The sequence below is a fragment of the Corynebacterium sp. genome, assembly GCF_022712195.1.
Taxonomy (GTDB): Bacteria; Actinomycetota; Actinomycetes; order Mycobacteriales; family Mycobacteriaceae; genus Corynebacterium.
Genome location: NZ_JALAGY010000071.1, coordinates 1 through 12,348, shown reverse-complemented (window position 1 = coordinate 12,348; position 12,348 = coordinate 1). Strand labels below are relative to the sequence as shown.

Annotated in this window: 8 protein-coding genes; 5 read left to right on the top strand and 3 right to left on the bottom strand. The window is 72.4% G+C overall.

Annotated features, from left to right (window positions below; genetic code table 11):
* The 4 genes from rpsC to rpsQ form a co-directional block, all read left to right on the top strand.
* Positions 1-700 (top strand): 30S ribosomal protein S3 (rpsC, locus tag Q0A34_RS09325; RefSeq protein ID WP_291479720.1); only part of this gene is annotated, 700 nt, incomplete at its 5' end.
* Between the two features lie 3 nt (positions 701-703).
* Positions 704-1,120: a 50S ribosomal protein L16 gene (rplP, locus tag Q0A34_RS09320; protein ID WP_038546294.1), complete on the top strand. Its 417-nt coding sequence runs from the start codon at positions 704-706 to the stop codon at positions 1,118-1,120.
* Positions 1,120-1,353 (top strand): 50S ribosomal protein L29, encoded by a 234-nt coding sequence (rpmC, locus tag Q0A34_RS09315; protein WP_038546298.1) that lies wholly within the window; start codon positions 1,120-1,122, stop codon positions 1,351-1,353. Before rplP ends, rpmC begins: the two co-directional genes overlap by 1 nt.
* A complete protein-coding gene (gene rpsQ, locus Q0A34_RS09310) occupies positions 1,353-1,634 on the top strand; it encodes a 30S ribosomal protein S17 (protein WP_075814251.1) in 282 nt (93 codons plus the stop codon). The genes rpmC and rpsQ overlap by 1 nt, the downstream gene beginning before the upstream one ends.
* Before the next feature lie 130 nt (positions 1,635-1,764).
* Here the strand turns inward: rpsQ and Q0A34_RS09305 are convergent, their stop codons facing one another.
* Positions 1,765-3,366: an AMP-binding protein gene (locus Q0A34_RS09305; protein WP_291479719.1), complete on the bottom strand. Its 1,602-nt coding sequence runs from the start codon at positions 3,364-3,366 to the stop codon at positions 1,765-1,767.
* Positions 3,363-10,220 carry a condensation domain-containing protein gene (locus tag Q0A34_RS09300; protein WP_291479718.1) on the bottom strand — a complete coding sequence of 2,286 codons (6,858 nt, stop codon included), beginning with the start codon at positions 10,218-10,220 and terminating at the stop codon, positions 3,363-3,365. Before Q0A34_RS09300 ends, Q0A34_RS09305 begins: the two co-directional genes overlap by 4 nt.
* A 102-nt stretch (positions 10,221-10,322) precedes the next feature.
* Here Q0A34_RS09300 and Q0A34_RS09295 point away from each other — a divergent pair, with 102 nt between their 5' ends.
* A complete protein-coding gene (locus Q0A34_RS09295; protein ID WP_291479717.1) occupies positions 10,323-10,595 on the top strand; it encodes a phosphopantetheine-binding protein in 273 nt (90 codons plus the stop codon).
* Here the strand turns inward: Q0A34_RS09295 and Q0A34_RS09290 are convergent.
* Complete coding sequence (locus Q0A34_RS09290) at positions 10,592-12,334, bottom strand: amino acid adenylation domain-containing protein (protein WP_291479716.1); 1,743 nt, start codon at positions 12,332-12,334, stop codon at positions 10,592-10,594. The two genes, Q0A34_RS09295 and Q0A34_RS09290, sit on opposite strands and share 4 nt — an antisense overlap.
* Positions 12,335-12,348: the final 14 nt, after the last annotated feature.

Genomic DNA, 12,348 nt, shown 5'->3' with positions numbered 1-12,348 from the left:
TTCCGAGTGGCGCTCCCGCTGGTACGCCGACAAGCAGTACGCTGACTACCTCGCCGAGGACATCAAGATCCGCGAGTTCCTGTCGAAGGGCCTCGACCGCGCCGGCATCGCCGACGTCGTCATCGAGCGCACCCGCGACCGGGTCCGCGTGGACATCCACACCGCCCGCCCGGGCATCGTCATCGGGCGCCGTGGCTCCGAGGCCGACCGCATCCGCGGTCAGCTGGAGAAGCTCACCGGCAAGCAGGTTCAGCTGAACATCCTCGAGGTCAAGAACATCGACGCGAACGCTCAGCTGGTGGCACAGTCCATCGCCGAGCAGCTGAGCAACCGCGTGGCATTCCGCCGCGCGATGCGCAAGGCCATCCAGTCCGCGATGCGCCAGCCCGAGGTCAAGGGAATCAAGGTCGTGTGCTCCGGCCGTCTCGGCGGTGCCGAGATGGGTCGCACCGAGCGCTACCACGAGGGTCGCGTTCCGCTGCACACCCTGCGCGCGGAGATCGACTACGGCACCTACGAGGCCCACACCACCTTCGGACGCATCGGCGTCAAGGTGTGGATCTACAAGGGTGACGTCGTCGGTGGACGCCGTGAGTCCCTGCAGAACGCACGCGACGAGCGTCCGCGCCGCAACAACCGTGAGCGTCCGCGCCGCGGTGGCGCCCGCCGTCAGCGCGCAGAGCAGAAGCAGGAGGGTTAACCCGTGCTTATCCCCAAGCGCACGAAGTACCGTCGCCAGCACCGTCCGCACCGCTCCGGTGTGTCCAAGGGCGGTAACCGGGTGACGTTCGGCGACTACGGCCTGCAGGCCCTGGAGCCGACCTACATCACCAACCGTCAGATCGAGTCCGCCCGTATCGCCATCAACCGCCACGTCAAGCGTGGTGGCAAGGTGTGGATCAACATCTTCCCGGACCGCCCCCTGACCCAGAAGCCGCTCGGCGTGCGTATGGGTTCCGGTAAGGGCCCCGTGGAGAAGTGGGTGGCCAACGTCAAGCCCGGCCGCATTCTCTTCGAGATGTCGTACCCCAACGAGGAGATCGCCCTGGAGGCGCTCCGTCGTGCCGGCAACAAGCTGCCCTGCAAGGTGCGCATCGTGAAGAAGGAGGATCAGTTCTGATGGCTACCGGAACCCCGGCTCACGAATTCCGCGAGCTCAACAACGAAGAACTGACCACCCGTCTCACGGAGGCGAAGGAAGAGCTGTTCAACCTGCGCTTCCAGTCCGCCACCGGTCAGCTGTCCAACAACCGTCGACTGGGCACCGTGAAGCGCGACATCGCCCGGATCTACACCGTCCTGCGCGAGCGCGAGCTCGGACTGTCCACCGTTCCCGGTGGTGACGACGCATAATGAGCGAGGCTACTGTGAGCAACGAGAACACCAAGGGCGCACGTAAGGTCCGCTCCGGATACGTCGTGTCCGACAAGATGAGCAAGACCATCGTGGTCGAGCTCGAGGACCGTAAGAAGCACGCCCTCTACGGCAAGATCATGCGCGCCAACTCCAAGGTGAAGGCGCATGACGAGAACGAGACCGCCGGCATCGGCGACCTCGTCCGCATCGAGGAGACCCGGCCGCTGTCCAAGGACAAGCACTTCCGTCTCGTCGAGATCATCGAGAAGGCCAAGTAGTCCCCTCCCAGGGACCCGCGCCTCTCGACGCAGCGACGCCCCCGCCCCCGGTTCACACCGGGGGACGGGGGCGTCGTCGCGTTCGGGACCGTGCCGGTCGGCGGGGGCACGGACCGGCACAGGTGTCGGGTCACGGCGCAGGATGGCGGAGAGCCTGGTCCCTCTTGCTCACCTTGCCGACACCGGTCACCGGGAACTCCCCGACGACCTCGACGACGTCGGGCACGGCGAAGCTCGCCAGGCCCTGCTCCCGGGCGTACTTCTTCAGGGCAGTGGGCTTCAGCGGGGTGTCTGCGCCCTCCCGGGGAATGACCAGCGCGCGGACCTTCTCGCCGAGCACCTCGTCGGGGATGCCGACGACGGAGACGTCGTGCACGCCCGGGTGGGTGAGCAGCACGTTCTCCACCGCCTCGGGGGCGATCTTCTCCCCGCCGCGGTTGATCTGGTCCTTCGCCCGTCCCACCACGGTGAGTGCGCCGTCGGTGAAGGTCACGATGTCACCGGTGCGGTAGAAGCCGTCGGCGGTGAAGGAGCGGGCGTTGACCTCCGGGGCGCGGTGGTACTGGCGAATCGTGTACGGGCCCCGGGTGAGGAGGTGCCCCGGGGACCCGGGCGGTACCTCGACATCGTCGTCGTCGACGACGAGAACCTCGTCGTACGGGCTCATGGGACGACCCTGGGTGGAGACGATCTCCTCGATGTCGGCGTCCAGCGGGGTGTAGTTGACCAGTCCCTCGGCCATGCCGAAGACCTGCTGCAGGTTCCACCCGAGTTCGGGGCGTACCCGTCGGGCGGCGGCCTCGGAGAGTTTCGCGCCGCCGACCCAGACCGTCCGCACACTGCTCAGGTCGTGGTCGTCCCGGTCGGGGTAGTTGAGCAGGCTGATCAGGGCGGGGGGCACGAGGGCGAGGTGGGTGACCCGGTGGCGGGCGATGAGGGGGAGGATCTCGGTGGGCAGTGGTCCCGGTGCGAAGACGACAGTCGCGCCGACCTGCAGTGCACCGAGGATGCCGGGGGAGCTCATCGTGAAGTTGTGGGCCGCGGGCAGGGCGACGAGGAGGACGTCGTCGGCGTGCAGGTCACAGACGTCGACGGAGGCCCGGACGGAGTAGAGGTAGTCGTCGTGGGTCCGGGGGATCAGCTTCGGGACGCCGGTGGTGCCCCCGGAGAGCTGCAGGAAGGCCAGGTCCTGGGGTGCGGCCGGCTCGACGGGGGCCGTGCCGTCGGAGGACCAGGGGTCGTCGGAGTGCTCGTCGACGAGCACGGTGGTCACCGTCCTGCCGTCGGCGAGTGGGCGGGCGAGGTCGGCCTGCACGCGGCGCAGGTGCCTGTCGGGGGAGGACGTCCCGATGTAGTGCGTGGCCGGGGCGTGGGTGGCGAAGTGCCGGACGTCCGTGGCGCCGTGGGCGGGCAGCGCGAAGACCGGGACTGCGCCGAGGCGCCAGAGTGCGAGGACGGCCTCCAGGTAGGCGACGCTGTTCGGCACCTGGACGACGGCCCGGTCGCCGTGGCGCACCCCGGCACGGCTCAGCACGGCGGCGGCGCGGGCGACCCCGGCGTCGAGTTCGGTCCAGGTCAGCGAGCGTGTGGCGTCGACGGCGGCCAGGGCGTCGGGCCGGGCGTCGACGGTGCGTCGGAAGAGGGCCCAGTGGGTGTCGCCGGTCCACAGTCCGAGCCGACGGTAGTGCTCGGCGGCGTCGTCGGTGAATCCGTTGGGGAGGAGGTCGGTCATGACAGGGTCTCCTTCGCTGTCGTCAGGGCCGTGCGGACGGCGGGGGCGATGCGCTCCCAGCTGTCGTCCACGGTCAGTCCGGTGTGGGTGGTGTGGAGGGACAGGACGTCCGGTTCGTGGGGGAGGACGTGGCGCCAGGCGGGCACCGGGTCCCAGTGGGACGGGCCGGACAGGTCGGTGAGCCGCTCGTCCGCCTGGGTGGCGACGAAGATCTGGGCCGTCCCGGTGAAGGCCGACAGGTCCACCGGCTCTGCGGCGCGCAACAGGTTGCCGCAGAACGTCAGGTTCTCCCTGAGCGCCCCGGCGGACTCCCCGTCACCGGTGTCCGTCCCGGTCATGGCCCGGACCTGGGCGTCGGTGAGGGCGGGAGTGGGACCGGTACGGAGGGTGTCGTCGCCGTACGGGCCCGTTCCGGCAGGGTAGGCGTCCATGACGCCGAGGTAGGTGACGTCTCTGCCACGGCGGAGCAGCCCGGCGGTCATCGCCTGGGCGACGACACCGCCGAAGGAGTACCCCAGCAGTCGGACGGGTCCCCGGGGGTACTCCCGCAGGACGGTGTCGACGTAGCGGTCCGCCAGACCCCGGATGTCGGCGACGTCCGGGTGGGGGTCGGGCAGTTGGAGCCCGGTGACCGGGATGTCGGGGCCCGCGGTGTCGTTGAGGTGCGCGGCCAGGCCGCGGAAGGGCAGTGCCAGGCCTCCGGCGGGGTGGACGCAGATCAGGGGTGCGCCGGTCCCGGTTGCCAGGGGCAGGACGTCCCGGACGCCTGCACCGTCTCCGGACGTCGCGGGCCCGAGGCGTGCCGCGAGAGCCGCCGGCGAGCCGGTCTCGACGATGTCCTGGATGGTCACCGCGTCGAGTCCGTGGTCCCCGACGCGCCGCAGTTTGCCGAGCAGCCGCATGGCGAGCAGGGAGTGGCCGCCGATGTCGAAGAAGTTGTCGTGGACGTCCACGTCCGGGGTGCCGAGCAGTCCGGCCATCACCTCCGCGATCGTCTCCGCGGCGGCGGAGGGGGCATGCGGTGCAGGTTGTGCCTGCGGTTCAGGCAGTGCGGCGGGGCCGGGCGACGACGCGGCGGCGGAGAGTGCGTCACCTGCCGGACGCCAGGGTGGCAGGGTCTCCGACACCGCGTCGAGCACTGCACCGACAGTTCCGGCCCCGTCTGCGGCCCCGTCTGCGGCCCCGCCGGCGAGGGCCCTGAGCACCAGGGTCAGCGTCCGTGCGGCACGGTCGACGAACGCGGGGTCGACCAGGTCGGGCCGGTGCGCCAGCAGGATCCGCGGGGAGTCTCCCGGCGGGACGACGACGGAGAGCGGGAAGTCGGTCGTCCCGGCGGAGTGCACCCCGGTGACGGTCACCCGCGACGGGTCCCCGGTGCCACCGGTGTCCTGGGCGGGGAAGTTGTCGTAGACCACGAGGGTGTCGAACAGTGTCCCCACACCGGCGAGCTGTTCGAGGTGCACCAGCGGCGTGGAGGCGTGGACGGTCATGTCCGCCTGCGCACGGCCGATGCCGGTGACCAGGGTGCTGAGCGGGTCGGTGCGGCACAGCCGCACGCGGGAGGGCAGGGTGTTGATGAACAGGCCCACGGTGTTCTCGATCCCCTCGAGCTCGGTGGGGCGCCCGGAGACGGTGGTTCCGAAGACGACGTCGTCGCGATTGGTCAGTGCCGCCAGGGTGAGGGTCCACGCGGCCTGCAGCACGGTGCTGGAGGTGACTCCGTCGCGGTGGGCCCGCTGCAGCAGGGCTGCGGCGGCGTCCGGACCGATCTCCTGCACGGACTCGCCGGTGCCGGACTCGCCGGGGGTGGGTGCCGGCGCCAGGTCGGCGACCACGGTCCCGCCGGTGAGACCGTCGAGGCGTGCGTGCCAGGCGTCGTCGGCGTCCCCGGGTTCCCGGCCGGCGAGCCAGTCGAGGTAGTCGGAGTACGGTGCGGCCGACGGGAGGGGGCCGCCATGGTAGAGGGCGAGCAGGTCACGGAGCATCACCGGGGTGGACCACCCGTCGGTGAGCAGATGGTGGCTGCCCAGCACCAGACGCGCCGCCGGGGCGTCCCCGTTCCCCGGCAACAGCACCAGGGTGGCGGTGACCAGGGGGCCTGTGGCGGTGTCCACGGACCGGGAGGCGGTCTCGCGCACCAGGTCGTCGGCTGCGGCGACGGCGGCGTCGTGGGGGAGGCTGCGCAGGTCGACGGTGCGCCAGGGAAGGTCGACCTCCCGGGGGACGAGCTGCACGGGCCTGTCGCAGGTGGTGGGGTCGAAGCGGGCGCGTAGCAGGTCGTGACGGGCGAGTACGCCGTGGAACGCCCGGTGCAGCCGGTCGGGGTCGACGTCCCCCCGCAGGTCCACCCCCGCGGCGAGGACGTAGCCGTCGCCGCCGCTGACGCAGTGGTAGAGCATGCCCTCCTGCAACGGTGACAGGGGCAGGACGTCCTCCAACGGCCCGTGGAGGTGCTCCCAGGTGTCGACGGTCGCCTGGTCCACGCCCCCGAGGTGCAGGTCCGACGGGGACGCCCCGCCGTCGGCGGTCAGTGACAGTACCGCCAGTGCGGTGGCGGCGTCGTCGATCCGGCCCATCAGGGTCGCAGCCCCGGCGTCGGGCAGGGCGTCGGGCAGGGCGGTGGAGAGGGCGGTGGAGAGGGCGAGGTCGGTGTCGCCGACGGTGAGGAGCGGGTGGTGCGCGGCGTGACCGTAGGGGAGCATGCGGGTGTCGCCGCAGGTCACTGTCATCGCCGGCGGTCCGGCGGCCCCGGCGGTTTCGGTGGCGCCGGTGCTGCGGAGGTGTTCCTTGGCGTGCAGCAGTGCCTGTCGTGCGGAGCCACGGGCGGTCTCCGGGAGTGCGGGGATCCGGCGGGTCGAACTCAGTGCGCCGACCACCTCGGACGACGGGACGTCGTGTCCGCGGGTGAGCAGGTCGACAGGGCCACCGGTGGCGAGCAGCGCAGTGGCCGCGGCCACGTCCCCGGCGGTCACCGTGTACATCCGGGAGAGACGTGCGAGGACGTCCGGGGCCCCGGGCAGTGCCGAGCGGCGGGTACGGACCGGGACCGTGGTGAGGTGCCGGGGTGCAGGTGCGCCGGCACGCCAGGAGGATCCGGTCTCCCGGGTGGGGTGGGCGCCCCGCAGGGCGCCGGCGAGGTCGTCGAGGATCCGTGCGGCGGACGCGGGGTCGGCCACACCGGCGTCGACGGCGACCCGCACCGTGGCACCGGCGTCGTGACCGTCGGAGGCGGGGGAGACGGCGACGCGCCACACCACGCCGGACGCCGGGTCCAGGGAACCCGCGAGTTCCCCGTCGGTGACGGAGGACGTGGCGACGACGGCGTCCGTCCGGATGAGGGGGACCCGCGGGACGATGAACCGTGGGGCGTCCGGGTCGGATTCGTCGAGGACGGCACGCAGGGCACCGTGGGTGTCCATCATCGTGCCCACGGCGGAGCGGAGGGTGTGAGGTGAGGGGGGCCCTGGGACCTGCAGGCGCCCCAGTAGCACCGGGCGTTCACCTGTGACGGTGCCGGTGGCGACGGCACCGGTGTCGTACCGCACGGCGGCGTCGGTTCCGGTGTCGTCGTCGGGGCCGGACGCGCCGGGGGAACGGCGGGCGGTGCCGCCGGCCGGGGCGGGCCGGCCGGCGATGGAGACCCGGGTCGCCGCGGCGGCGACGTCACGCAGGTCGGTGCCGGTGAGCAGGTCCTTCGCCTGGACCGCCCAGCCACGGCGGCGGAGCCGTCCGGCGGCGGTGAGTGCGCCGATGCTGTCACCGCCGAGTGAGATGAAGTCACGGTCCAGATCCACTGCGCCGTCGACCAGGTCGGCGGCGACGTCGGCCAGCTCCTGTTCGGCGTCGGTGACGCGACGGCCCACCGGCTCACCGCCGTCCCCGGATGCTCCGGCCGGGCCGGGACGGTCGGGACGGTCGGTGGCGGCGACGGTGAGTTCCGCCAGGGCGGCCCGGTCCACCTTCCCCCCGACGGTCAGCGGAAGCCGGTCGTGGACGACGACACGGGTGGGGACGAGATGCGCCGGCACCAACGCCGCCAGGTCGGCACGCAGTGACTCCGGTGACTCCGGTGTCGCGGGTGTCGCGGTGGACGCCGGGGCGTTCCCGGTGGTCACGTGGGCGATCAGTTTCAGGGCCCCGGGCGGGCCGAAGGTGCCGACGGCGGCACCGGTGACCTGGGGGAGGGACAGCAGGGCCGCCTCGACTTCAGCGGGCTCCACCCGGTGGCCACGGATCTCCAGCTGCTGGTCGGCGCGGCCGAGGAAGTGGTGGGCGCCACGGACCCCGTCACCCTGCCCGTCGTCCCGGGCACTGCCCGCTGCGGGCACCCAGCGGACCAGGTCGCCTGTGCGGTAGCGGCGGGTGCCGCCGGTGCTGTCGAAGGCGGCGGCCGTCTGCTCCGGCCGGCCGTGGTAGCCGAGGGCGACCTGGGGACCGGACAGGTGGAGTTCGCCGGTCTCGTTGTCGGGGACCACCTCGCCGTCGGTGTCGAGGATCTCGGCGGTCATGCCGGGCACGGGGACGCCGATGGTCACCGGCCCCTCGGTGATGCGGGTCGCCAGGGCGTCGACGGTGGTCTCCGTGGGGCCGTAGACGTTCCATGCGCCGAAGGCCGGACCCGTCGACCGTGCGAGCCGGTCCCACAGGGACTGCGGGACGGCCTCCCCGCCGAGGACCACCGTTGACACAGGTGACTCATCGAGGGCGCCGGAGTCGATCAGCGCACCGGCCAACGACGGTGTGGCGTCGAGGACGTCGACGCCGTCCACGGTGAGGGCCGCCTGCATGGACGCGGGGTCACCGACGGTGTCGGTGGAGTAGAGGTGCACGGTGGCGCCGGTGAACACCCAGGAGAGCTGGTCGACCGCGGCGTCGAAGGAGAAGGAGGCGGTGTGGGCGACGTGCAGCGTGGCGCCGCTGTCACCGTCGCGGTGGCGCGCCCGGGACCAGGCGTCGGGGTAGAGCGTGGTGCGGTGCCCGGCGAGCAGGGCCTCCACCGCGGTGCGGGGCACCTGGACCCCCTTGGGTGTGCCGGTCGTGCCCGAGGTGTAGAGCAGGTACGCCAGTCCGGTCACCGAGGGTGACGGGGTATCGGGGTGGTGCACCCCGGTGGGGCGGATGCCGTCCTCGTCGAGCACGGCGACAGCGCCGGAGTCGGCGAGGATCCGGTCGCGCCGGGCCTGCGGGTGCTCCCGGTCGAGGACGACGGCGACGCGGTGGGCCCGCCAGACGGCCAGCAGCGCTGCGGCGAGGTCCGTCCCCTTCGGCAGGTCCAGGGCGACGACCTCGTCCTCCCGGGACCGCCCGGTCACCAGCGCGGCGAACTCGGCGATCCGGGCGGACAGGGCCGGCCCGTCGAGTTCCCGGTCGGGGGATCCGCCGTCGACGAGGCGTCCGGCCCCTGTGGCCAGGCCGTCGATGAGCTCGTCGAGCCCGGCGACCTCCCCGGGCAGGGCCGGCCCGGAGCGCTCCCGGGCGGCCCGGGCGACGGTCTCCGGGCTGCGGAGCCGGACAGCGTGCAGCGGTCCGTCGGCGGTGAGCAGTGCACGCATGTCCTCGAGCCGCCGGCGGGCGGTCGCAGTGTCCACGCTCCGCGGGTCGGTCTCGAAGGCGAGGTCCACACCACCGTCGGCGGCCGGGGTGACGACGAGGACGAGGTCCTCCGGCGGGCCGCCGGCGACATTGCGCAGCACACCGGGTACCCCGTGGAAGTCGAGGGTGAAGTCGAAGGTCTTCAGGTTCAGCCCGATGCCGTGCAGGACGGCCGGGGTGCCCAGTTCGCGGGCCAGCTCACTGCCGGGGAAGCGCTGGTGCGCGCGGGTGGCGTCGAGTGCCTCGCGCACCACCCCGGCCAGCTCGGTGACGGTGGCGTCGGCGTCGACGGGGAACCGCAGCGGGAGCATGTTGACCAGCATGGCCGGGGTGCGGCGCAGCGGTCCGGAGGTCCGCGCCATCATCGGCATGGCGATGAGCGCCTCGTGCCCCGTGCCGTCCCCGGTGCGGCCGGCGAAGCCGAGCTTGCGCAGCCAGGCGGCGTAGGCGGCGACGACCAGGTCGGACCACACCAGCCCGTGGGCCTCCGCGCGGGCCTTGAGTTCCCCGACCTCGTCCGCGCTGAGCCGGACCGTGGTGGTGATGCTCGCTGTGCCGGCGCCGTGGACGAGGTCCTCGCGTCCGGTGGTGTCGGGCAGGGGTGTCAGGCGGTCGCGCCAGAAGTCCCGGTCCTCCGTGTGCCCGGGTCCGTCGAGGTAGCTGCGGTCGGCCTCGACGATCTCGCCGATTCCGGCGAACCGGTTCCGCCGGGCGGGTTTCCCTCCGGCCAGGTCGGTGTAGTGCGCGGCGGTGCGCCTGGTCAGCAGGGCGGCGCTGTACCCGTCGACGATGATGTGGTGGTACAGCTGTATGCACCAGACTTCGCCGGCGCCGAGGTCCAGGACGAGGTACCGGAAGAGGGGGCCGTCGGTCATGGTGCGCCAGCGTTCACCGCAGGACGCCTTCTCGGCGTCGATGACCGCCTCGGCCGTGAGGCGGGGGTCCGGGGCGCCGGAGAGGTCCAGGATCTCCGGGGGCTGCGCCGGGGCCGCGTCGACGTACTGGCGTGGGCCGTCGTCGGTGTCGGTGAAGCGCAGGCGGAGCGTCTCCGCCTCGTCGACGGTCAGCCGCACCGCGTCGGCGAGCAGCGCCGGGTCGACCGCCGTCCCGTCCGCGGGCCCGGGACGGAGTTCGAGGACCTCGCCGACCACGTAGTAGGGCGACACCGGGTCGAGCCGTTGGGCGTTCCAGATGCCGTGCTGTGCCGCGGTGAGGGGGAGGAGGGGAGGGGACGACGGGTGGGACACCGGCGGTCCTTTCATAGTCGACAGTTGGAGAGGCTTACTTAATTTATCGGGGCGGTGGTACAGTCTGCGCGGTGACTCCGGGGACGGACCCCGCAAACGACGACGGAAGGTGCACACATGACCGGAACTGCTGACGGGACAGGGGACGACCGGGTGGAGGCCACGATGGGGCGTCTGCTCGCCCGGGTGGCGGAACTGCTGAACACCGACGTGTCCGCGATCGACACCGACGAGGAGCTCATGGACCAGGGGCTGGACTCCGTCCGGCTCGTGGAGGTCGTGACCTTCCTGCGCAGGGAGGGTTTCGACGCCGACTTCGCCGACCTCGCCGAGGACAGTTCACCGGACGCCTGGCGGGAGCTGCTCACCGAACAGGTCCGGCAGGCCTAGCTGCCCCGGCCGTCGCGCGCCCGTTCCCTGAGCGCCTGACGGTCGAGCTTCCCGTTGGGGCTCACCGGCAACGCGTCGAGCACCGTGATCCTGCTCGGGACCATGTACTCGGGCACCCGCTCGGCCAACCTGGCGCCGAGTCCGGTGGCGTCGGTCCCGGCGGTGATGACGACGAACGCGACCAACGTGTCTGTCCCGCCTGTCCCGCCTGTGCCGTCTGCTCTGCCGGAGCCCACCGCGACGGCGGCGGCCTGGCGCACACCGTCCAGCTCTCTGAGCCGGGACTCCACCTCGCCGAGTTCCACGCGGTTGCCGCGGATCTTCACCTGGTCGCCGATGCGCCCCAGGAACTGCAGCATCCGCGTACCGCCGACCTCCGTCCAGGCGACCACGTCGCCGGTGCGGTACATGCGCCCACCGTCGACATCGGGCCGCGGGGACCCCACGAACACCTCTGAGGTGAGCTCCGCGCGGCCGAAGTAGCCGTTGCCCACCTGGGGCCCGGAGATGCACAGTTCGCCGGCGCGGTCCCACCGCCCGGAGGCGGGGTCGACCTCGACGCCGTCCCCGTCGACCACGTACACCCCCACGTTGTCCTCCGGCAGGCCGAGGAGGCTGGCCCGGTCGTCGAAGTCCGGGGCGTCGACCAGATCGTCGGTGTACTCCACCCACGTGACGTCCATCGCCGCCTCGGTGGGGCCGTACAGGCCGTGGACCCGGCAGCCGATCCCGTCCCGGGCGCGACGCACGACATCGGCGGGCACGGCCTCCCCGCCGAGCAGCAGGTGCCGGACACCCGACAGCGCCGACAGGGGAGTGCCGAGATCCTCGAGGACGTCGAGCAGCACCCGCATCAGCGACGGCACCATCGACAGGACGGTCACGCCGTGCCGGGAGATCATCTCCACCATGGCGTCGACGTCACCGGGCCACCAGTCTGGTCCCGGGATCACGGTGGTGCCGCCGGTGGCCAGCGGGCCGAGGAGTTCGGCCACACCGACGTCGAAGCTGACCGGGGCCTTCTGCAGCATCCTGATCCCGTCAGCGTCCCCGGCGTCCCCGGCGCCCCCGAGCACCCGCCCCATCCACTGGAAGTGCGCGGTCACCCCGAGGTGTGTGTTCAGGGCGCCCTTGGGGGTGCCCGTCGTGCCTGAGGTGTAGATCAGGTAGCAGTCGTCGGTGGGCAGCACCGGGCGAGACAGGTCGGACGGCCCGAACCCCGGGCCGTCGTCGGACAGGAACGCCCGGCCCAGCGCCGAGTCGTCGGTGACGGTGCCGCCCACGGCGGTGCCGGTGTCGGCGTCCGGGCCGCCTGTCCCGGCGGGCAGGGAGGCCCCGCCGACGGCGAAGGCGGCCGCGGGGGCGCAGTCCTCCAGGATGAAGCTGACCCGCTCGGCGGGGTAGGCGGCGTCCACCGGGACGTAGACGGCCCCGGCCCGGATGATGCCGACGGCGACGACGGGCAGCCACCCGCACCGGTGGGCCACGACGACCACACGGTCGCCCGTCCCGATGCCGTGGGCGCGCAGGTAGCGGGCGACGGCGGCGGACCGGCGGTCCAGCTCGGCGTAGCTGAGGGGGCCGCCGTCACCCACCACGGCGGTCCGTCCGCCCCCGCCGGTCAGGGTGCGGTGGAGCTGCTCGGCCAGCGTGGCGGGCTCGACCGGGGCGGCCGGGCCGAAGCGCAGGTCCCCTTCGAGCCCCGTGTAGCCGGAGGCGGTGGTGTCGGATGCGGTCACAGGGGGGTCCTTTC

Bases quoted from the DNA above. Each gene is read 5' to 3' on its own strand.
- rpmC (WP_038546298.1), top strand. From the start codon at position 1,120: ATGGCTACCGGAACCCCGGCTCACGAATTCCGCGAGCTCAACAACGAA.
- rpsQ (WP_075814251.1), top strand. From the start codon at position 1,353: ATGAGCGAGGCTACTGTGAGCAACGAGAACACCAAGGGCGCACGTAAG.
- Q0A34_RS09305 (WP_291479719.1), bottom strand. From the start codon at position 3,366: ATGACCGACCTCCTCCCCAACGGATTCACCGACGACGCCGCCGAGCAC.
- Q0A34_RS09300 (WP_291479718.1), bottom strand. From the start codon at position 10,220: ATGAAAGGACCGCCGGTGTCCCACCCGTCGTCCCCTCCCCTCCTCCCC.
- Q0A34_RS09295 (WP_291479717.1), top strand. From the start codon at position 10,323: ATGACCGGAACTGCTGACGGGACAGGGGACGACCGGGTGGAGGCCACG.